Annotated in this window: 16 protein-coding genes and 1 tRNA gene; 3 read left to right on the forward strand and 14 right to left on the reverse strand. The window is 62.7% G+C overall.

The features are described 5' to 3' along the window. Window positions 1-15: 15 nt before the first annotated feature. The 6 genes from NKI31_RS08805 to NKI31_RS08830 all read right to left on the reverse strand — a co-directional run bounded on the left by NKI31_RS08805 (window position 16) and on the right by NKI31_RS08830 (window position 5,901). On the reverse strand, window positions 16-1,812 hold the full coding sequence (locus NKI31_RS08805) for an ABC transporter ATP-binding protein (protein ID WP_027049321.1): 1,797 nt from the start codon (window positions 1,810-1,812) through the stop codon (window positions 16-18). Next, window positions 1,812-2,858: a glycosyltransferase family 2 protein gene (locus tag NKI31_RS08810; RefSeq protein ID WP_352651240.1), complete on the reverse strand. Its 1,047-nt coding sequence runs from the start codon at window positions 2,856-2,858 to the stop codon at window positions 1,812-1,814. The genes NKI31_RS08805 and NKI31_RS08810 overlap by 1 nt, the downstream gene beginning before the upstream one ends. Beyond that, on the reverse strand, window positions 2,855-3,967 hold the full coding sequence (locus tag NKI31_RS08815) for a glycosyltransferase family 2 protein (protein ID WP_352651242.1): 1,113 nt from the start codon (window positions 3,965-3,967) through the stop codon (window positions 2,855-2,857). Before NKI31_RS08815 ends, NKI31_RS08810 begins: the two co-directional genes overlap by 4 nt. Continuing rightward, complete coding sequence (locus NKI31_RS08820; protein ID WP_352651244.1) at window positions 3,964-5,145, reverse strand: acyltransferase family protein; 1,182 nt, start codon at window positions 5,143-5,145, stop codon at window positions 3,964-3,966. The genes NKI31_RS08815 and NKI31_RS08820 overlap by 4 nt, the downstream gene beginning before the upstream one ends. Beyond that, a complete protein-coding gene (locus NKI31_RS08825; protein WP_023682045.1) occupies window positions 5,145-5,333 on the reverse strand; it encodes a hypothetical protein in 189 nt (62 codons plus the stop codon). Before NKI31_RS08825 ends, NKI31_RS08820 begins: the two co-directional genes overlap by 1 nt. Window positions 5,334-5,825: 492 nt before the next feature. Then, a tRNA-Thr gene (locus NKI31_RS08830) sits at window positions 5,826-5,901 on the reverse strand. Window positions 5,902-6,251: 350 nt separating this feature from the next. Between NKI31_RS08830 and NKI31_RS08835 the strand changes: the two genes are divergently transcribed. Then, entirely contained in the window at window positions 6,252-7,475 is a 1,224-nt protein-coding gene (locus NKI31_RS08835; protein ID WP_352651246.1) for a hypothetical protein, read from the forward strand. 7 nt (window positions 7,476-7,482) lie between these two features. Here NKI31_RS08835 and NKI31_RS08840 read toward each other — a convergent pair whose 3' ends face one another. Continuing rightward, window positions 7,483-9,081, reverse strand: coding sequence for a cisplatin damage response ATP-dependent DNA ligase (locus NKI31_RS08840; RefSeq protein WP_352651248.1), 1,599 nt, complete (start codon window positions 9,079-9,081; stop codon window positions 7,483-7,485). Window positions 9,082-9,304: 223 nt separating this feature from the next. Then, window positions 9,305-10,315, reverse strand: a complete 1,011-nt coding sequence (locus NKI31_RS08845; protein ID WP_352651405.1) for a ligase-associated DNA damage response exonuclease — start codon at window positions 10,313-10,315, stop codon at window positions 9,305-9,307. A gap of 105 nt (window positions 10,316-10,420) precedes the next feature. Between NKI31_RS08845 and NKI31_RS08850 the strand changes: the two genes are divergently transcribed. Beyond that, the gene (locus NKI31_RS08850) at window positions 10,421-11,353 is read left to right on the forward strand and encodes a methyltransferase domain-containing protein (RefSeq protein WP_023682041.1); all 933 of its coding nucleotides are present in this window, start codon (window positions 10,421-10,423) and stop codon (window positions 11,351-11,353) included. Window positions 11,354-11,457: 104 nt separating this feature from the next. Further along, a complete protein-coding gene (locus NKI31_RS08855) occupies window positions 11,458-11,817 on the forward strand; it encodes a hypothetical protein (protein WP_023682040.1) in 360 nt (119 codons plus the stop codon). A 12-nt stretch (window positions 11,818-11,829) separates the two neighbouring features. Here the strand turns inward: NKI31_RS08855 and NKI31_RS08860 are convergent, their stop codons facing one another. The 6 genes from NKI31_RS08860 to NKI31_RS08885 form a co-directional block, all read right to left on the reverse strand. Continuing rightward, on the reverse strand, window positions 11,830-12,771 hold the full coding sequence (locus tag NKI31_RS08860; RefSeq protein WP_023682039.1) for a 2-hydroxyacid dehydrogenase: 942 nt from the start codon (window positions 12,769-12,771) through the stop codon (window positions 11,830-11,832). A 19-nt stretch (window positions 12,772-12,790) separates the two neighbouring features. Continuing rightward, window positions 12,791-14,419, reverse strand: a complete 1,629-nt coding sequence (locus NKI31_RS08865) for an ABC transporter ATP-binding protein (RefSeq protein WP_023682038.1) — start codon at window positions 14,417-14,419, stop codon at window positions 12,791-12,793. Beyond that, the gene (locus tag NKI31_RS08870; protein ID WP_023682037.1) at window positions 14,416-15,555 is read right to left on the reverse strand and encodes an ABC transporter permease; all 1,140 of its coding nucleotides are present in this window, start codon (window positions 15,553-15,555) and stop codon (window positions 14,416-14,418) included. Before NKI31_RS08870 ends, NKI31_RS08865 begins: the two co-directional genes overlap by 4 nt. After that, window positions 15,555-16,652, reverse strand: coding sequence for a microcin C ABC transporter permease YejB (locus tag NKI31_RS08875; RefSeq protein WP_023669509.1), 1,098 nt, complete (start codon window positions 16,650-16,652; stop codon window positions 15,555-15,557). Before NKI31_RS08875 ends, NKI31_RS08870 begins: the two co-directional genes overlap by 1 nt. Before the next feature lie 174 nt (window positions 16,653-16,826). Then, window positions 16,827-18,695: an extracellular solute-binding protein gene (locus tag NKI31_RS08880; protein ID WP_023682036.1), complete on the reverse strand. Its 1,869-nt coding sequence runs from the start codon at window positions 18,693-18,695 to the stop codon at window positions 16,827-16,829. Further along, window positions 18,695-20,572 carry an extracellular solute-binding protein gene (locus NKI31_RS08885; RefSeq protein ID WP_023682035.1) on the reverse strand — a complete coding sequence of 626 codons (1,878 nt, stop codon included), beginning with the start codon at window positions 20,570-20,572 and terminating at the stop codon, window positions 18,695-18,697. The genes NKI31_RS08880 and NKI31_RS08885 overlap by 1 nt, the downstream gene beginning before the upstream one ends. Window positions 20,573-20,594 lie beyond the last annotated feature (22 nt).

Raw genomic sequence — 20,594 nt, forward strand, 5'->3', positions numbered from 1 at the left:
TTGGGGTGCGCCCCATCACTCACCCGCTCCGTGCTGGTAAAGCTCGTCCATGCTGAGCATTGCCAGGGTTGCGAAGGGGGCCTGTTTTTTCACCCGACCGCGGCTCAAGATCACCACGTCGTCGCAGAACGATATGGTGCTGTAATGATGACTGATGACAATGGTGGTGCGGCGGCCGGCCCGCGACTTCAGCGTCTCGACAATAGCGGCTTCTGACAACCCATCCACCGCACTGGTGGCTTCGTCGAGGATGAGAATATCGGGATCGCGCACCAGCGCCCGCGCCAGGGCGATCCTTTGCCTTTGTCCGGCTGACAGGTTGATGCCCCGGTATCCGACCAGCGTCGCGTAACCCTGCGGCAGGTGCTCGATGAATTGATGTGCCTCGGCCAGCCTTGCGGCGCGCATGGCGTCGCTGGCCGAGGCCGTGTCGTAGCCGTAAATAATGTTTTCAAAAATGGTGCCATCGACCAGTTCCAGCTCCTGACTGGCCAGGGCAATGTTCCGCCGCCACTGGCTTGGGTCGACTTCATCGAGCGGTGCCCCATCGACGAGGATCCTGCCGCTGTCGGGTTTGACGAAGCGGCACAGGAGATTGACGATCGTCGTCTTGCCGGCGCCCGAGCGGCCGATCAGCGCCGTCGAGCGGCCGCTGCGGATGTCGAACACCGCCTTATGCAGCACCGCCTCGCGCGCGTCGGGGCCTGACAGGGGACCGGAATAGGCGAAGCTCACATCATCGAAGCTGATCCCTTGGCGCAAGCCGTCGAACGGCAGGCTGCCCTGCGGCGCCTCGGGCTTGTCGGAAGGATCGAGCAGCCATTGTACCTCCTCCAGCGAGCCGCTCATGCCTTGCAACTGACTCCAGGACATCTGCAAGGCGCGCATATGCGGCTGCAGTCGGTAGAGCAGGATGAGGAAGGCGACGGTCAGCGGGAAGCTTACATTCGCCAGCCAGGCTCCGATCACCACCGCCAGGAACAGCATCGCGTGCAATACCTCGGTCAGTGGCGGCAAGACGCCCTGGCGGATTGAAAGCACGAAAGCCGCCCGCCGCACCCCGTCGGACGCTTTGGCGAAGACCGCCTTTTCGCGGTTCTCCTGCCCGAAGATGCGAATCAGGCGCCCGGCATGCACCAGATGCAGCATCTGCGACGCCAGTGCGCTGTTGCGCGAGACGACGCTGCGGCTCGGCGCCTTCAGATTGGACGACAAAACCCCGTGCGCCAGCTGGACAAGCGCCAGCCCTAGAGTCACCAGCAGCGTCATCTGCCAAGAGAGGAGCAGGAGGAAGGCGAGCAGGATGACGGCGGCCGAGGCACTGACGATCGCGCCGAGCAGGGCCTGGATAGCGTCGGATGCTCGCCAGGATTCGTTGGAGATGATGTTGAGCAGCCGCCCGGGGCTTTGCTGCAGGAAAAAGGGGTAGCCGACCCTGAGCAACTGCTCCGACAGTGCGCTACGGATCGAATAACCTGCCTTGCCGTAGATGTAGCTGGTCAGCAGAGTGTTGGCGAAGGCAAAGACATTTTTCAGTACGATCGAACCGAGGATCGCGGCCGAAATGGCGATCAGCCGCTGGCGCTCGCCGAGGTCCGCTCCAACCTGCTGGAGGAGGGCGGAGAAACCGGCCATGCCTGATGTTTCGCCACGTCCCATAATGATGCCGAGCAGCGGAATGATGAGACCGATGCCGAGGCCTTCCAGCGCGGCGCCGGCAAGCCCGAGCCCCACCACGACGGGAACGAGCCGCAACAGCCTGCCACCAAGCGCGCGGCGCAGCATTGGCAGGGCTGACGGAATCAGTGACATTATCGCGCTCTGGCCTCCGCATTGGCTTCGCTGGCTTCTCGGTCGTGGCGCAGCGGCAGCCGTTTTGGCCATCCCATCATGACGAGCAGCGCAAATCTGGCGGCACCTGCCAGATTCATAACGACAATAGGCCAGTGCGACAGATCGAGGTCGCGGTCAAAGCGAGGACGGCCCGCCAGTTCCCTGAACGCGGCCCGCGCGGACCAATAGACATGGCGAAGCAGCCAAGGGGCGTGGCGGACATGTTTCAAGCACAGCGCACCATTACCGAGGCTATAGTCGCGGTGCAGCCTGTCGATCGATTTGCGGTCTCGCCGGCCGTGATGATGCAAGACCGTCATGTCGGGCACATACTCGACCGGCATGCCGAGCAGCATCGCCCGCACGAGATAATCAGTATCTTCAGCCGAGCGTAGCGGGCCGCCAGCGCCGAAGCGTTCGTCGAACGACCCGATGCGGGCCGCGACGTCGCGGTGCATGGTCATGTTGCAGCCGAGCACGAAGCCGCCGGGGTGGACCGCCGGGGTCAGCCGCTCGCTTGCCTCGCGGAGCTTTATGGTGAAGGGCAGGTCCCGGGCATCACCGAGCTCGACCCGGCCGCCGCGGATCAGCCACTTCTCGCCACTCCCGTAGTGCCGCTCCAGGTCGCGGAGATAGTCGCGGTCGAGCTTGCAGTCGTCGTCGACGAAGACCAGCACGCGGCCTCGCGCTCGCGCCAATCCGGCATTGCGGGCAGCGGCTAGTCCGGGGCGAGTCTCCGAGACGGCTGTGACTGGGATGTCGGAAGTTTCGGCGATAGCGGCCAGCCGCTTTGACGTGCCGTCCCGTGAACCATTATCGACCACCACCAACTCTGCCGCGAAGGTGGCGTGCACCCGGCATGCGGCCTGGATCGAGGCTATGCAAGCCTCCAGCACAGCGGCGCGGTCGCGCGTGCAGACGATGAAACTGACCTCGAGCGACGGCCGCTCCGATCGGGGAGATGTCGGGACAGGCGCACTCGCAAACTGGTGATCGCGCAGGAGCGGGTGGGGCCTGTCGGTCATACCAGTCCCCGCTGATAACGCGCAAGCACCGCTTCGGCCGGCGTGGTTTTGAAGAAGTAGGCCACCGCGTCCGCCCGCTTTCCGGCCCTTATCGAGAGCAGGCTGAGCCAAGGCGCCCAGACGCCGGGACGCAGCGCATATTGTTCGCGGCGCCGGATGAAATTCCATCTCGCCGTCCGCGTGAGCAATTCGTGGGTCAGCGGCGGTTCTCCTTCGTCGCCGACGAGTTGGTAGAGGAAATAGAACAGGTTCAGCGCGCCTGCCTCGAAGCTTGGCCGTGTGTCGGTCGGCAGCTCGGAAATCCGCTCTTCGAGCGCACGGATGAAATCGGCTGCGCGCGAAACCGTGTCGAAAGAGACGGCCTCGCCGATGTCGCGCAGATCCGCTGTGGTTTCCGCAAGCCCCTCACGCTCGAGATTTTCGGCCACGATCCGCAAATGCGTCCTGCGCATTTCCTTGGCATGCCGCATGGTCACGCTTCCCGCGTGGATGCGATAGACGAGCAGGCTATCGGGCAATATGGTCGCCGGGAAACGGCCGGCAAGCCGTCTGAAGAGATCGAAATCCTCGGCATGCTTATATTTTGGATCGTAATAGAGATCGTTGTTCCCAATAACCTTCCTGTTATAGATCACCGTCGGATGTAAGAATATCGTAAAGAACATAGACAATATGTCGAGCCGGCCGAGCCGGAACACCGGGTCTAGCCTGCCTTTGGCGATACGGCCGTGAAGCAAGGTATCGACGCAGGCGCCGCAGAAGCCGAGATCGGGCCGCCGCTCGAACAGTGCGACCTGGCGCGAGAGGCGCCGGGGATAGGCGACATCGTCCGCATCCATTCGCGCAACAAGCTCGCCCTGGGCCAGCCGTAGCCCTTCATTGAGGGTGGCGACGAGGCCGCGGTTCTCACGCGAGATGACAGAAACGCGATTGTCTGCCCGGCGGTATCGTTCGAGAATCTCGAGCGAGTTGTCAGTCGATCCGTCATCGATAGCGATGACCTCCAGGCGATCGTAGTCTTGCCGCAGAATGCTCTCCAGCGCAGCGGTGAGATAAGGCCCGGCATTGTAGACCGGCAGCAGGACGGAGACGAGCGGCGCGGTGGTCATCTCTGCGCATCCGTTCGCCGGAGTTCGAGTGCGGCGCGGCCATCGGGGGATCCGCCGGGATTGGCGTCCGCCGCCCTGCCGAGCCAGCCGGCATCGCCAGAGCGTGCCTGGGAGCGGCGGCGCGCTACATAGGGGAAGCGGCGCTTGAGGCCGTTGAGCGGCTTTTCGAAAGCCGTCCACGAGATCGAAGCGACGGCGATCGTGGCGGCGCTCGCGACCAGGAAACGCCCTGGCCCCTGCTCCGAGACATTGAGCGGGATCCAGGGCTGTGACTTGACGGCGAGCGACAGAAGGATCGGATGGTAAAGATAGACGCCGTAGCTGATGCGGCCCAGTGACAGCAGCGGTGGCAGTTCGAAAACCCTGCCGAGGACGCCGCCAAGGCCGGCTGAACAGGCGGCGACAACGGCCACCAGCGGCACCAGGGGCAGGATCTGCAGCAACGCCCAGCGGGCCCATTCCAGCATAGGATCGGCCGGCGCAGGGATAAGCCACTCAATCGCCAGGAAGACAGCCGCAAGGGCTGGCCAGCCTAGCCGCATCCATTGCGGCAGGCCGGCGCCTCTGGTCCGCCGGCAGGCAAGCAAAGCACCAAACGCCAGCGCGTCCATCGATGCTGGCGGCAGCAGGTCGCGCGCTAGCGCCGGGGTGGCGGTGATCGGCCAGTAGAAGCGATAGGCCAGCGACAACAGGATGACGCCGATAGTGATCGCTTCCACCCGCCGGCGGGGTGCGAGAAGCACGACCAGCGGCCAGGCGATATAGAACTGCTCCTCGATGCTCAGGCTCCAGAAATGGCAGAGTAGCCAGGGCGTCCATTCGTTGCGCAGCGCGTACCAAAAATTCGACAGGTAAAGCGCATGCCAGACGAGCGATCCACTGGACTGCTCCAGATCGGTCAGCCAGACGAACCCAAGCACGGCGAAATAGGGCGGGAATATGCGCAGCGCGCGCCTGATGTAGAAGGAACTCAATGCAGGGCCGGCTTTGAATTCGGCCGCGGCGCGCGCTTCGAGCAGCAGTCGTGTGATCAGGAAGCCGCTCAGCACAAAAAAAAGCCGCACCCCGATGTGGCCCCAAAAGGAGGACCCGTTGGGTGCAAGGAAATGGGAATAGAGAACCATCGTGACAGCGATGGCGCGCAGAGCGTCCAACTGATTGTCACGCGCGACCGCCATCAGCCATTTCCGCCGGTCTGAAATCTCCGATGAAGCCAGCGGCCCTGCATTCCGGGCCTCAGGTCGAGGCCTGCCAGCGTCGAGAGTGCGCCGACAACATCAAACCCGCGCCTTGTGCGCGGGGCAGCCTCGAAATCGGTGCTGGCCAGCGAAAAATTCAAGCTGATCAACTTGGCGGAATCCTCCACGGCGCACTTCCCAGTACCAAATCCCCCAAGAAAGGGTGCAACCGGGCAATGGTGCAGTGCAACACAAAATATCTATCGAGCTGTAATATTTGTGTGAGTTAGTGCTAAAAATGGGTATGATTTGCGAGTGCGTTGCGTCGCTGAGGGTTTTTCACGTCCGCAATGCTGCACGAGAAGTAGTACCATGTCAGAAAAGACACGGTTTAATTACCCAACTATAATCCGGAGTGTCTGATATAGGTCAAAATTGACGAAGATTATTCTAAGGTAGTGGTTTTGTATCTTATAAATTATGCTTGTATTGTCGGGTTCTCTAGGCTGTCGATCTTGCGCGATGCAGCATAGTCGATGGTCAAGCGTCTGACGACGCAATCCTGTGGCGGCGGCCATATGGCGCATGTCGACGAGGCAGACAGGAAGTGCCGGTGTTGGCGTAGGGAGTGACGTGCATTAGCCTTGCACCTGCCGTCACGCTTGCGTCCGATGGGGAACTGGTGCCGCTTAGGTGACTCGAACACCTGACCCCATCATTACGAATGATGTGCTCTACCAACTGAGCTAAAGCGGCCCAGGAAGCGCGAGGCTTCCAGGATCGGCTGGGTGATAGACTCAACCGGCCGCTAATTCAAGATGGGTAACCGTGATTTCAAGGCTGGATCCGGCAATTCGTCCCGGCATTTTCCATTGGCGCGGAATAAGCCATCGCCTCGTTTGCTTTTCGATTACGCGGAGACGTCGCGCCGGACTGCGCGCAAATTGCCCGGCAAGTCGGCAAACGGACTGATTTTATTGCTAAAAAGCATCGAAATGGGCGTTGAACAGGCCTGTAAGGCAGAATGCGGGCGCTCGCCCGTTGATTGATTGGTCGCCTGCGGCTAACGATCATGGCAATGTAAGCGAACGGACAGGGGAATTCGCTTGGACGCGATCGAAAAAGCGATCCGCAACGCCTTCGAGAAAGGCAACGCCGAGGACCGGGCATTTCGCGAGCGGGTCTATCGATCGGCTTTCGCGGCGCTCGACCGCGTGCTCCAGGCCAATCCCGGCGTGACGGTGGAAGCCGCCATCAAGCGCCGCAAGGCGGTGCAGGAAAAGATCGCCGAGATCGAATCCGAATTCTTGCCCGCGGTCCCCGATGTCGCCGCGCCGACGCAGAGCGCTGCGCAGACACAAGATACCGGGCTGACGCAAAGCGCTGCGCAGGCGCAAGACGCCATACAGGGCGCCGCCGAAGCGCCCGCAGTCGATGCCCCGACAGGCGTCGCGGCCGGACCGTCGCCGGCGATCGTCGTTGATGGGCCGGTTCAGCCCGAGGCATCCGACGCGCCGCGTTCGCGCGTGCTGCCGGTCGTCCCCGACATCATGCCTGACGCCACGCTGGCCGGCGCCCCGGCGATCGATATGGCCGATTCCGCGCCGGCCGAGGACGCAGCGGAAGTGGCGCCTGATCGCGATGAAAGGCGGATAAGGGGCCGCCGCCTGCCGCTGACGGCGATCTTCTTCGGCGTGACGTTGCTCGCCGCCGCCGGCATCGGCCTCTATTTCGCCGTCCAGACCGGGGTGTTCAAGACCCCGGCGCAGCTCGACACCGCGCCGCCCGAAGCGCCGCCGACAGTCGACGATGACGACTTCACGCCGCCCGCCGATACAACTGAGCCGCAGCAGCCTGGCGCGCCGCAGCAGTCTGGTGTCGCCGAACAGACGCGCGACTGGATCAACGTATTTACACCCACCGATCCAACGCATGTCGCCACCCCGTCCGACGCCAAGGCCGATGTCGTGCAGGACGACACTGGCTCCTTCCTGCGCATCCGCTCCGGCGCTTCCGGCTCGGCCGTCAGCTTCGATGTCGGGCAGGGCGTGCTGGAGAAGCTTGCCGGCAAACATGCCGTGTTCGACATCGTCGCCCGCGCCGAGGACGGCAAGGACACGCAGATCTCCGTCGACTGCAATTTCGGTGATCTCGGCGACTGCGGTCGCAAGCGCTATGCGGTCGGCCAGCAGCGTAACGAATATCTGTTCGACGTGAAATTCCCCGACAAGCCCCCGGGCGCCGCCGGCAGCATCGCCATCAACTCCGACTTCGACAAGCAGGGCAAGGCGGTCGACATCTACGAGATCCGCGTCTCGATCGAACCGTGAGCGCCGCCTAGCGATCCAGCAGCGCCTGCAGCGTCTCGATGCGGTCGGCTTCGGCGGTCGGCTTGTCCCAGCGCAGCCGTGAGATGCGGGGAAATCGCATCGCAACGCCGGATTTGTGGCGGGTCGAACGGTTGAGACCTTCGAACGCCACCTCCAACACCAGGCCTTGGCTGCGGTCGGCGCGCACCGAGCGCACCGGGCCGAAACGCTCGACGGTGTTGTCGCGGACAAATTTGTCGATCTGCTTCAGCTCCTCGTCGGTGAAGCCGAAATAGGCCTTGCCGACCGGCACCAGTTCCTCCGCGCCTTCCGGCCCCGACCAGACGCCGAACGTATAGTCGGAATAAAAGCTCGACCGCTTGCCATGGCCGCGCTGCGCATACATCAGCACAGCATCGACCGTGTGCGGATCGCGCTTCCACTTGAACCACGGGCCTTTCGGCCGTCCCGCGAGATAGGGCGAATCCCAGCGCTTCAGCATCACGCCTTCGATGATTGGGTGCGGCGGCGCGCGGCGCAGTTCCTCCAGCGTTTGCCAATCCGGGAATTCGACGAACGGCGACAGATCGAAACGGTGCGGGTCCAGCGTTGTGATGAAGGCCTCAAGACGGGCCCGCCGCTCGCGGAAAGGTAGCGCGCGCAAATCTTCGCCGTTGATCTGCAGCGCATCGTAGCAGCGCATGAACGCCGGGTATTGCTGCTGTATCTTCGGGGCCACGCTCTTGCGATTGAGCCGCTGTTGCAGGTCCGAAAAGGTGCCGGTCGCCATCGGCTCGCCGACCAGCAATTCACCATCGAGCGCGGCGGAAAAATCCATTGCCTGGGCGAGATCGGGAAATGCGCCGGACACATCGTCGCCGGTGCGCGAATAGAGCCGGCGCACGCCGCCCTCGCACACCGCCTGAACGCGGATGCCGTCCCATTTCCATTCCGCGGCATAGTCGGCCGGATCGAGCTTTTCGAGGTCGCCGTCGCCGACCGGGTTCGACAGCATCACCGGACTGAACAGGGCAAGTGCGGTCCGCTTCGGCTTCTCGGCCTTGCCTTCCAGCCACGCGAACAGCGAGATATAGGGCGGCGTCAGCCCGTGCCACAGCTCCTCGATCTCGGCGACATCGACCTTGCCGAAATCGGCCAGCGCCTGTTTGGCCAGCCGCGCCGAAACGCCGATGCGCAAGCCGCCGGTGACCAGCTTGATGATGGCAAAGCGCGCCGAAATGCCGGCGCTGTCGAGCAGCCCGGCCAGCACCTTGGGTCCGTCGGAGCGGCTCGCCGCCTGCAGCGTCGCCACGACGTCGCCAAGCGTCGGCTCCCGGTTGGGGATATGTCCCGGCGTTTGCGGCCAGACCAGCGACACGGTTTCAGCGAGGTCGCCGACATAGTCGTAGGAATAGCCGAACAGCACCGGATCCATGCGCTCGGTGACCAGCGTGCGCAGCATCGCCGGCTTGACCGCCGCAATGTTGAGGTCGCCGGTGATCGCCGCCAGCGCCAGCCCGCGGTCGGGGTCCTCGACGCTGCGGAAATAGTCGACGAGCAGCGTCAGCTTGCCATTGCGCGACGGCGTCAGCACCAAGCGGTCGAGGAGTTCGGCGAAACGGTTCATGCGTCGCCCCACGCCAATGGTGAAAACCGGCGCGAGGCACCCCCCTCTGGCCTGCCGGCCATCTCCCCCTCAAGGAGGAAGATCGGATGTCGCGCCGGCCTTGGCCAATCTCCGATATTGGCGGAGATGAGCCGGCATTGGAGCTGCCAATATGCCCCCTTGACGGGGAGATGTCCGGCAGGACAGAGGGGGGCGCAACGGGTCGCGGCGCTGGTGATCACCATCAATCGCCCTCGTCCTCATATCCCACCAGGTGCAGTGGCCTGGCGGCGATGCCTTCCAGCTCGCACCAGCGCACCAGCGCTTCCTCGCGGCCATGCGTCACCCAGATTTCGCCGGCGCCCGTCTCCTTGACGGTGGCGGTCAGTTCGTCCCAGTCGGCGTGGTCGGAAATGATCAGCGGCAGTTCGACGCCGCCTTGCTTGGCGCGCTGGCGGATGCGCATCCAGCCCGAGGCGAAGCACGAGATCGGGTCGGGAAAGCGCCGCGCCCAGCGGTCGGCGAAGGCCGATGGCGGGCCGACAACGATGGCCCCGGTGAAATCCTGCTTGCCGCCGCTGTCGACTGTTGCCGGCTCCAGCGTGCCGAGGTCGATGCCCTGGCTCTGGTAATAGTCGCTGAGCTTGGCCAGCGCGCCGTGGATATAGATCGGTCTGTCATAACCGGCATCGCGCAGCAGCCGCATCACCCGCTGTGCCTTGCCCAGCGCATAGGCGCCGACCAGATGCGATCGCTCGGGAAACTGCGCCGCCGATTTGAGCAGCCGGGCGATCTCCTCCGTGTCGGGCGGATGGTGAAACACCGGCAGACCGAAGGTCGCCTCGGTGATGAAGACGTCGCATTGGACCGGTTCGAACGGTGCGCAGGTCGCGTCCTTCTGGCGCTTGTAGTCGCCGGAGGCGACGATGCGCCTGCCCTTGTGCTCGACCGCGATCTGCGCCGAGCCCAGCACATGGCCGGCCGGATGGAAGGTGACGCTGACATCGTTCAGCGCCATAGCTTCGCCAAGCACGGCCGCTTGCGTTGTCCCGGCAAAATCCTCGCCATAACGCAACCCCATAATGTCGAGCGTCTGCTGCGTCGCCAGCACCGAACGATGGCCGGATCGGGCATGGTCGGAATGGCCATGCGTGATCAACGCCCGGTTGACTGGCCGCACCGGGTCGATGAAGAAATCGCCGCATGGGCAATAAAGGCCTTCAGGCCGGGGATGGAGCAGGTCGCTGGCGCGCATCCAGTCAAGATAGTGGCTAATTCCAGCGCGGGAAGCCTGTTGCAAGAGACTGCTGACTCGGCCTACAGCCAGCCACCGGCCGCATCAGCCGGCGGGGCCATCGCCATGCAACCGCTGAAAATCTCGTCCGGCGACCTGACCGCCGACCGTCGCGCCGACTATGCCGAGATGCTTTTCGGGTCGGGCGAGCACGCGGCAGCGACGGAGCTGCTGCTCGGCGCGCTGGAACTGGCGCCGCAATGGGCGGCGGGCTGGTTCCGCCTGGGCGAGATGCAGGAGGCAACGGGGCTGCTCGACCTGGCGACGCAGGCCTGGGCGACGGTGCTGAAACTGGACCCGGCGGATCGCCTGGGTGCTGCGCTGAAGCTGCAGCTGATCGGCAAGGCGCCGGCTGCCGCAGCGCCACCCAGCGCCTTCGTCGAGACGCTGTTCGACCACTATGCCGAGACTTTCGAGGACTCGCTGGTCGACAAGCTCGGCTACCGGCTGCCGGAGTTTCTCGATCGCGCCATTCGCGCGGCAAGACCGGGCCGCTTTTCGCTGGCGCTCGATCTCGGTTGCGGCACCGGTCTGATGGGCGAGAAACTGCGGCCGGTCGCCGAACGGCTGGAGGGCTACGACATCTCCGCCGCCATGCTGAAAAAGGCCCGCGCCAAGGGCGTCTACGACCTGCTCGCCAAGGCCGATCTGCAGCATTTCGCCTATGCCGGGCCGAAAGCCGATCTGGTGGCGGCGGCCGACGTGTTCATCTATGTCGGCGCGCTCGATCGCGTGGTGAAGACCGTCGCCGGCATTCTGGCCACCAATGGCCTGTTTGCCTTTTCCGTCGAAACGCCAGCCAAGGGCGGGGCGGGCGGCGACGCCGGTTTTGCGCTGCAGCCGTCTCGTCGCTACGCCCATTCTCAAGCCTATGTCGAGCGGGTGCTTGCCGCAAACGGCCTGTCGGTGCTGTCGATGCAGCCGACCGTCATCCGCTGGGATCGCCGCCAGCCGGTCGGCGGGCTTGCCGCGCTGGCGGTGCCCTCGTCCAAGGGTTGATGTCTCGTCTTGTTCGAAAACGTGAATAGGATTTTTGCGGCTGGCGCGGCATCAGGTAGGATACAAGCCGAGAAAAGCCCTCGGCAGGCATTGAGGAGGAACACATGCGCTGGAACATGATGGTCTTGGTGTCTTGCCTGGCAATGACCGGCTGCATGGGCAGTTCGATGTCGGAGCGGCAGGACCAGGACGTGCAATCGTCGCTGCAATATGACAACGTGGCTTGCGACCAGTTGCTGGCGCAGCGCAACGAACTGGCGCAGCAATACCATCTGTCGACGGACGCCAAGCCGAGCTTCTCCAATCCGGCGATGGGCTTCGGCCCGTTCACGCCGGATATGCGCTCCAAAAGCAAGCGCGATACTGATCTGGCAAGTGGCAAGATCGACGCCATGAACCGCTCGATCGTCCGCCGCGACTGCGGCACGCCCAACAAGCAGAAGAAGTTCAGTCTGCCGAGCTGAACCTGGACTTCCTCAGTACCCCGCCTTGCGGTCGACCACGTTATCAAGCTTTTCGCCGCGCTCGAAGGCATCCATCTGCCGCAACATGCTCGGCGCCAGGTGGACAGGGTCGGAGGTCGCCGCCGCGTGCGGCGTCACGAACACTTTCGGGTGACTCCATAGCGGACTGGTCTTCGGCAGCGGCTCGACCTCGAACACGTCGAGGCTCGCCTCCTTCAGCGTGCCGTCGCCCAGCGCGCGCAATATGTCGGCGTCCTTCTGCAGCCGGCCGCGCCCGGCATTGATCAGCACCGAGCCGCCGAGGCCGTTGCGCTTGCGCAATTCCTTCAGCACGCCGTAATTGATGATGCCGTGCGTATCCGGCGTCAGCGGCAGCAGCACCACCAGTATGTCGGTGGCGTTGAGGAAGGGGATCAGCCCGGCCTCTCCGGCATAGGTCGCAACGCCTTTCATGGCCTTGTCGCTGCGCGACCAGCCATTGACGGCAAAGCCGAGCGACAACAGCACCGACGCCGCGGCGCGGCCGAGATTGCCGAGCCCCATAATGCCGACCGAGATGTCGCCGGCCGGCCGCTGCGGCGGTTCGTGCCAGGTCTTCTTCGGCTGCTGGGCACGATAGAGCATGCCCTGGCGATGATGGTCGAGCACCCGCCAGACGACATATTCGGTCATGTATTGGGTGAGGTTGTCGGCTACCACTTTGACGATCGGCACATCGGGCAGGCCGGGATCGGCGAAGATATGGTCGACGCCGGCGCCGATCGAGAAGATTGCGCGTAGATTGGGCAGCGATTTCAAGAGGTTCGGCTTCTGCTTCCACACCACCGCATAGGTGATCGACGGATCCGAAGCGCCGTCCGGCTCCAGCACCACTTCGCGCTCGGCCGACAGCAGCTCGCGCCAGCGCTGCGGATGAAAGCCGGTGACGGCAAGCAGGATTTTGCCTTTTTCCATTTGCGGATTGTATTCCCTGTTATTCGCTGACGATACCGACCGGCGCCGTCTCGATCTTGAACGCGGCCGAGATCAGCGCCTTCGTATAGTCGGTCTGCGGCCGCTCGAAAATCTGTTCGGAAGGGCCGGCTTCGACGATCTTGCCATTGCGCATGACGATGACGTCATTGGCAAGGGCGCGAATGACTTTCAGATCGTGGCTGATGAACAGATAGGCAAGGTCGTGCCTGGCCTGCAGATTGCGTAAGAGGTCGACCACTTGCGCCTGCACGCTCATGTCGAGCGCCGAGGTCGGTTCGTCCAGCATGACGAAGCGTGGATTGAGCACCATGGCGCGCGCAATGGCGACGCGCTGGCGCTGACCGCCGGAGAATTCATGCGGATAGCGGTTCCTGGTCGCCGGATCGAGCCCGACCTCCTTCAGCACGGCGACGACCTTGTCGTCGCGTTGGTCGGGCGACAGCTTCGGCTCGTGGATCTTCAAGCCTTCCTCGATGATCTCCGAGACCGACATGCGCGGGCTGAGCGACCCGAACGGGTCCTGGAAAACGATCTGCAACTCGCGGCGCAGCGGCCGCATGGCGTTGAAGGAAAGCTGGTTGATGTCGCTGCCATTGAACTGGATGGTGCCGGTCGATGAGATCATCCGCGCCAGCGCCAGGCCGAGCGTCGTCTTGCCGGAGCCGGATTCGCCGACGACGCCGAGCGTCTGGCCGGCGCGTACGGTGACGTCGATTCCGTCAACTGCCTTCACATTGTCGACGGTGGTGCGAAAGAAACCCTTCTTGATCGGGAACCAAACCTTGATGTCCTTGCCGGTCATCACAGGCTTGGCGGCGTCGTTGGCGGCCGGCGGCTTGCCTTTCGGCTCGGCGGCCAACAGGTGCTTGGTATAGGCGTGTTGCGGGTTGGCGAAGATGTCCCTGGTCGGCCCGGTCTCGACGATCTTGCCTTTGGTCATCACGCAGACGCGGTCGGCGATCTTTCTGACAATGCCGAGATCATGGGTGATGAACAGCATTGACATGCCCTTGCGGCTCTTCAGCCCCGCCAGCAATTCGAGGATCTGCGCCTGCACGGTGACGTCGAGCGCCGTCGTCGGTTCGTCGGCGATCAGCAGTTCCGGTTCGTTGGCCAGCGCCATGGCGATCATGACGCGCTGCCGCTGGCCGCCGGACAATTGGTGCGGATAGGCGTCGAGCCGCTTTTCCGGTTCGCGAATGCCGACCTCGTTGAGCAGCGCCAGCGTGCGCGCCTTGGCCTGGCGGTCGCCCATGCCCTGATGCAGCGCCAGGATCTCGACGATCTGCTGCTCGATCGTGTGCAGAGGATTGAGCGAGGTCATCGGCTCCTGGAAGATCATGGTGATCTTGTTGCCGCGCACGCTGCGCAACTGCTTTTCGTTCATCGCCAAAAGGTCGGCGCCCTGGAACAGGATCTTGCCCGAGGGATGGCTGGCCGTCGGGTAGGGCAGCAGCTTCAGAACCGACAGCGCCGAGACCGATTTGCCGGAACCGGATTCGCCCACAAGCGCCACCGTCTCGCCCTTGGCGAGATCGAAGGAGATGTGGTCGACGGCTATCGACTGGTTGCCGCCTTGCGTGAAGGCAACGCTGAGATCGCGGACCGAGAGCAGGGGCTCGCTCATCGGAACGCCTTGCGCGGATCGAACGCATCGCGCGTCGCCTCGCCGATGAACACCAGCAGCGACAGCATCAGCGAGATGACGATGAAGCCCGATATACCGAGCCAGGGGGCATTGAGGTTACTCTGCGCCTGTTTTAGCAGTTCACCGAGCGACGCGGTGCCGGGCGGCAGGCCGAAGCCGAGATAGTCGAGCGAGGTCAGTGTCGAGATCGAGGCGCTGACCAGGAAAGGCATGAAGGTCAGCGTCGCCACCATGGCATTAGGCAGAAGATGGCGCAGCATGATGGTGCGGTTGGACACACCAAGCGCGCGGGCCGCGTTGACATATTCGAAGTTGCGTGCGCGCAGGAATTCGGCGCGCACCACGCTGACAAGCGACGTCCAGGAGAACAGCAGCATCAGCCCGAGCAGGATGAAGAAGCCCGGCGGCAGGATGGCGGCGACGATCAGCAGCAGATACAGCAGCGGTATCGCCGACCAGATTTCTATGAAGCGTTGAAAGAGAAGGTCGGTCCAGCCGCCGAAATACCCTTGCAGCGCGCCGGCGGCGACGCCGATAACCGACGAACCCGCAGTCAGGATCAACCCGAACAGCACGGAAATCCTAAACCCGTAGATGATGCGCGCCAGCACGTCGCGCGCCTGGTCATCGGTACCCAGCCAGTTCCAGTTGCCGACAATGCAGTCAGGATCGGCAGCGCCTTGCGGATATTGGCTGCATCGCCTCTGCGCGTCGTATTCCCATGACGGTTTTGCGGGAGCGGCGTCGGGGATCGCATTGTTGACGGTGCGGTAGGAATAGCGGATTGGCGGCCAGATCATCCAGCCATTGGCGTTGATCTCGTCGCGGATGACCGGGTCGCGATAGTCGGTGACGGCGTAGAAGCCGCCGAATTTTTCCTCGGGGTAGGCGACCGCCACCGGGAACAGGATCTCGCCTTTGTAGTAGGCGACGATCGGCCTGTCGTTGGCGATCAGTTCGGCAAACAGCGACAGCACGAACAGAGCGAGGAATATCCACAACGACCAGTAGCCGCGCCGGTTGGCCTTGAAGTTCTGCCAGCGCCGCTTGTTGAGCGGCGACAGCCAGGGGCGGGCGATCCTTGTCGGTGTGATCTCGGCTGCAGCCTGCGTCATCAGACGTCTCTCCGCTCGAAATCGATGCGCGGATCGACCCATGTGTAGATCAGGTCGGACAACAGCGTCACGAACAAACCAAGCAGCGAAAATATATAGAGGTTGGCGAACACGACCGGATAGTCGCGCGCCAACACGGACCTGAAACCGAGCAGCCCGAGACCGTCGAGGGAAAAGATGTTCTCGATCAAAAGCGAGCCGGTGAAGAAGGCCGAGATGAAGGCCGCTGGAAAGCCGGCAATGACGATCAGCATTGCGTTGCGGAACACATGTCCGTAAAGCACCCGCCGCTCCGACAGGCCCTTGGCACGGGCCGTCACCACATACTGTTTGCGTATCTCTTCCAGGAAGGAGTTCTTGGTCAGCAGCGTCGTCGTCGCGAAGGCCGACAGCACCAGCGCCGTCAGCGGCAAGGTCATGTGCCAGAAATAATCGACGATCTTGTCGGGCCACGACAATTGGTCCCAATTGTCGGAGACGATGCCGCGCAGTGGGAACCAGTCCCAGAAGGAGCCGCCCGCGAACAGCACCATCAGCAATATGCCGAACAGGAAGGCCGGTATGGCATAGCCGACGATGATCACGCCGCTGGTCCAGACGTCGAAGGCCGAGCCGTCCTTGACCGCTTTGCGGATGCCAAGGGGGATCGAGATCAGATAGGACAACAGCGTGATCCACAGCCCAAGCGAGATCGACACCGGCATCTTCTCCAGGATCAGGTCAAGAACCGAGATGTCACGGAAATAGCTGTCGCCGAAATCGAAGCGGGCATAGTTCCACAGCATCATGCCGAAGCGTTCGAGCGGTGGTTTGTCGAAGCCGAATTGCTTTTCCAGCTTCTTGATGAATTCCGGATCGAGCCCTTGCGCGCCGCGATACTTCGAGCCGACGTCACCGGCCACATCGAAATTGCCGCCGCCTCCTGCATCGCCGCCGCCGCTGCCGAGGCGGTCGCTGCCGCCCTGGTTGGTCAGGCTGGCGATGACCTGCTCGACCGGTCCACCCGGTGCGAATTGAGTGACGACGAAAGCAACCGCCATGATGCCGAACAGGGTCGGTATCATCAGCAGGATACGGCGCAGTATGTAGGCGCCCATCAGCTTTCACCCTCCCCCTTGTGGGGAGGGTCGATCCGCGAAGCGGAGCGGGGTGGGGGTAGTCTCGATCCGGCGTACGCCGTCACACCCCCACCCCGGTTCGCCATTCGCGCTGCGCACGAAGTGCTCACCGACCCTCCCCACGAGGGGGAGGGTAAAGTGCCGCGCAACAGCCTACCCTTTGCCAATTTTTGCCGCCTTGCCCTTGTCGACCCACCACAGCGCTTCGACCGGGAAGTCGAAATCGGGTTTCCGCTCGGGAAAACCGAACATGTCCCAATAGGCGCTTCGATGATTCGCCAGGAACCAACTTGGAATCCAATCCCTCCGTGCACGCAAGACCCGGTCGAGCGCGCGCATGGCAATTGTCAGGCTTTCGCGACCCTCGGCGGCACCTGCGGCGTCAACCAGGGCGTCGATGGCCGGGCTCGACGTTCCCGGCAGATTGCGAGAGCCCGATACGGTAGCTGCTCGCGAATGGAAAATGGTTTCGAGGTCGTCACGGGTTGGCGTCGCCGGAAACGAGGCCGCGACCGAGACGAGGTCGTAGTCGAACGAATTCTGCCGCAGCTGATATTGCGCGGCATCCACCAGCCGGATCGAGGCATCGATGCCGACCGCCTTCATGTTTTCGACCCAGGGCGAGTAGACCTGTTCGAAGACTTCGTCGTCGACAAGAAACTCTGCGGACAACCGACCACCCTTGTCGTTCACGACGAAATTGCCGGACCGTTTCCAGCCGGCCTCGGCCAGAAGCTTGGCCGCCTTGCCAAGCAACTGCCGGTCGCGGCCGGAGCCGTTCGACGCGTCCTGGATCACGGCTTCGCCAAAAGCCTCGGCGGGAATCTGCTCACGCAGCGGCTCAAGAAGAGCCAATTCTTGTGGCGACGGTCTGCCCTCGGCGCGAAATTCGGATTTCTCGAAGCAGGATTGCGAGCGCTCATAGGAACCGTAGAAGAAATTGCGCCGCGTCCATTCGAAGTCGAAGCAGAGCCCGATCGCCTGCCGCACGCGCGAGTCGCGAAACTGCTCGCGCCGCTGGTTGACGGCGGTGCCCTGCATCGAAGGCACCGTTTCGGCCGGGAATTCGTGCTTCACCACCTTGCCGGCAGTGAACGCTGGGAAGTCGTAGCCGGTCGCCCAGACGCGCGAGGTGAATTCCTCCCTGTAGAGGATTTCTCCCTTCTTGAACGCTTCGAAGGCAACGCTACGGTCCTGATAGAACTCAACGCGGATCCGCTGAAAATTGTTCTGGCCGCGATTGACCGGCAGGTCGTTGCCCCAATAATCAGCCACACGCTCATATTCGATCCAGGCCCCTGCCGACCAGCGACCGACCTTGTAGGCGGCTGACCCCAACGGCGGGTTCATCTGCGAGGAATCGAACGGGTTGGCCGTGTAGAACGCCTTCGACAGGACCGGGAACTCGACGACGTTGAGGATGGTGCGGCTTGTCTGCTTGCCGGAAAACCTAAGCTGCAGCGTGTGGGCATCCACGGCAATCGCGTCATCCAGATGCGTTAGCGGCAGGGAATAGTACGGGTGCCCCTTGTCCTTGAGCAGCTTGAAGGTGAAGGCGGCATCCTCTGCCGTCAATGGCGTGCTGTCATGGAAGCGGGCCTGCGGGCGCAGCGAGAAGGTGAAGTCGTTGCGGTCGTCGGAAATCGTCACGCTGTCAGCGATCAGCCCGTAAACGGCGTCAGGTTCGTCGTACGCTCTCACCATCAGTGAATCGAAGCACATCTCCGTGCGCTGGGGCGAATCGCCTTTGGGAACGAACGAATTCAGCGTGTTGAAGGTCAGCGGCGTCTGGTTGGCAAGCCAGTTGCGCGGCAGGAAGTTGAAGACGCCACCTTGCGGCGCATCGACATTGACATAGTCGAAATGAGTGAAGTCCGGCTTGTATTTGAGGTCGCCGAAAGCCGACAGTCCATGCAGTTTCACGCCGGTTGGGCTGGCGGCGAAAGCCTTGCCCGGCAGCAGCGCAGCAACGGCCGCGGCGCCACTGAGGGCCAGGAAATCGCGGCGAGGGAGCCCCGCCATCAATTGCTGCCCTTGTACTTGGCGGCCAGGGCCTTTTCCTTGTCCGCATCGATCCACCAGGAATCGATATCGGCGCCACGGTAGCCGGGCTGCTTTTCCGGGATGCCGAACTTGTTCCAGTAAGCCAGCCACACAACGGCGCGATAGTATTGCGGCACCACATAGTAATTCCACAGCAGCACGCGATCGAGCGCATGGGTGGTGGCGACGAGGTCATCGCGATCCGTGGCAAAAATGATGCGGTCGACAAGGGCGTCAACGACCGGGTTCTTGATGCCGGAATAATTGCGCGATGCCGGTGTGTCGGCGGCCTTGGAGCTCCAGAAATCGCGCTGCTCGTTGCCGGGCGATTCCGACTGTTGGAGCTGTCCTGTGATGACGTCGTAATCGAAGTTTCTGACGCGGTTGGTGTACTGGCTCGGGTCGACGATGCGCAGTGTTGCATCGACGCCGATCTTGCGCAGATTGGCGATCCAGGGGCTGGAAATGACCTGGTCGGTTTCATTCGAGCCTAGGATTTCAAACTTGAATGGCTCGCCGGTCTTGGCGTTGACCATCTTGCCGCCCTTGATCACCCAGCCGGCCTGGGCGAACAGGTCGACCGCCTGCTTCAGATATTTGCGCTCCGCCTGCGGCGAATCGTAGACCGGCAACTTGAATTCCTGGGTGAATACTTCCGGCGGCAGCTTGTCGCGGTACTTCTCCAGGATCTCCAATTCCTTGCCTTGCGGCAAGCCGCTGGAGGCTAGGTCCGTGCCCTGGAAATAGCTGTGGGTGCGAGTGTTGAAACCGAAGAACAGCGTGCGGTTCATCGATTCGAAATCGAACGGGTAGGTGAGCGCGGCCCTGACCAGACGATCGGCAAACAACCTATGTCTCTGGTTGAGCATGAAAGCCTGCATCGGCTCGGGCGAGGTGGTCTTGAACTCCTGCTTGATCACATCGCCGGCCTTGATCGCCGCGAAATCATAAAATGTCGCCCAGCGCTTCGAGCTGTTTTCCGGCTTGATATCGTCGAGGCCACCTTTCTTGAACGCCTCCCAGGAGGCGTTGTCGTCAAGAATGTAGGTGAAGTGCTGCGTGTCGAAATTCTCCCGGCCGATCTTCACAGCCAGCTTGGCGCCCCAATAGTCGGGGACGCGCTGCCAGACGATTTCCGACCCCGCCTTGAAGCTGGCGATCTTGTATGCAGCCGAGCCCAGCGGCGGCTCCAGCGTCCCCTTGGTGATGTCGCGCTTCTTGCCATTGTCGTCGGTGCCTTCCCACCAATGCTTGGGCAGCACGACAAGGTCGCCGAGGATCTTGGGCAGTTCGCGATTGCCCTTCTGGTCGAAGTGGAACTCGACCTCACGGTCCGAGACAGCGACGGCGTCGGTGACGTTTTCGAAATAGCGGCTGTACATCGGGCTGTTGGCCTTCAGCACCTGGAACGACCAGATCACGTCGTCAGTGGTGATCGGCTGTCCGTCATGCCATTTCGCCCGTGGGTCGAGCCGGTAGGTGGCCGAGGAATAGTCGGTAGGGTACTTGTAGGCATCGGCGATGAGCGGGTGGCTGACGCTGCCTTCGTCAGTCGCTTGATCCATGAGCGTGTCGTAGAGCAGGCCGCCGCCAAATGGCTGCAGGCCGGCCGCCGGCGAGCCCTGCACGACGTAGGGATTGAAGCTGTCGAACGTGCCGGAAACGACCGAATTGTAGGTACCGCCCTTCGGTGCATCCGGATTCACATAATCGTAGCGCTGGAAGTTCTCGCCATATTTGGAGGGGCCGATCAGCGAAGAGGTGGTGTGCCATTCCTGGGGGAAGGATGCCTGCAGGCCGCCTGCGAGGGCGCCCACAACCAGAAAGGACCTCAGAAGCGTTCGGCCAACCGTCATGCGTTCTCCTCGTCGCGATGCC

It is taken from the genome of Mesorhizobium sp. M0659 (assembly GCF_040320605.1).
In the GTDB taxonomy this organism is placed as follows: Bacteria; Pseudomonadota; Alphaproteobacteria; order Rhizobiales; family Rhizobiaceae; genus Mesorhizobium.

Excerpts from the sequence above, each read along its gene's own strand:
- NKI31_RS08805 (WP_027049321.1), bottom strand. The coding sequence starts at position 1,812 with ATGTCACTGATTCCGTCAGCCCTGCCAATGCTGCGCCGCGCGCTTGGT.
- NKI31_RS08810 (WP_352651240.1), bottom strand. The coding sequence starts at position 2,858 with ATGACCGACAGGCCCCACCCGCTCCTGCGCGATCACCAGTTTGCGAGT.
- NKI31_RS08815 (WP_352651242.1), bottom strand. The coding sequence starts at position 3,967 with ATGACCACCGCGCCGCTCGTCTCCGTCCTGCTGCCGGTCTACAATGCC.
- NKI31_RS08820 (WP_352651244.1), bottom strand. The coding sequence starts at position 5,145 with ATGGCGGTCGCGCGTGACAATCAGTTGGACGCTCTGCGCGCCATCGCT.
- NKI31_RS08840 (WP_352651248.1), bottom strand. The coding sequence starts at position 9,081 with ATGAACCGTTTCGCCGAACTCCTCGACCGCTTGGTGCTGACGCCGTCG.
- NKI31_RS08845 (WP_352651405.1), bottom strand. The coding sequence starts at position 10,315 with ATGCGCGCCAGCGACCTGCTCCATCCCCGGCCTGAAGGCCTTTATTGC.
- NKI31_RS08850 (WP_023682041.1), top strand. The coding sequence starts at position 10,421 with ATGCAACCGCTGAAAATCTCGTCCGGCGACCTGACCGCCGACCGTCGC.
- NKI31_RS08855 (WP_023682040.1), top strand. The coding sequence starts at position 11,458 with ATGCGCTGGAACATGATGGTCTTGGTGTCTTGCCTGGCAATGACCGGC.
- NKI31_RS08860 (WP_023682039.1), bottom strand. The coding sequence starts at position 12,771 with ATGGAAAAAGGCAAAATCCTGCTTGCCGTCACCGGCTTTCATCCGCAG.
- NKI31_RS08865 (WP_023682038.1), bottom strand. The coding sequence starts at position 14,419 with ATGAGCGAGCCCCTGCTCTCGGTCCGCGATCTCAGCGTTGCCTTCACG.
- NKI31_RS08870 (WP_023682037.1), bottom strand. The coding sequence starts at position 15,555 with ATGACGCAGGCTGCAGCCGAGATCACACCGACAAGGATCGCCCGCCCC.
- NKI31_RS08875 (WP_023669509.1), bottom strand. The coding sequence starts at position 16,652 with ATGGGCGCCTACATACTGCGCCGTATCCTGCTGATGATACCGACCCTG.
- NKI31_RS08880 (WP_023682036.1), bottom strand. The coding sequence starts at position 18,695 with ATGGCGGGGCTCCCTCGCCGCGATTTCCTGGCCCTCAGTGGCGCCGCG.
- NKI31_RS08885 (WP_023682035.1), bottom strand. The coding sequence starts at position 20,572 with ATGACGGTTGGCCGAACGCTTCTGAGGTCCTTTCTGGTTGTGGGCGCC.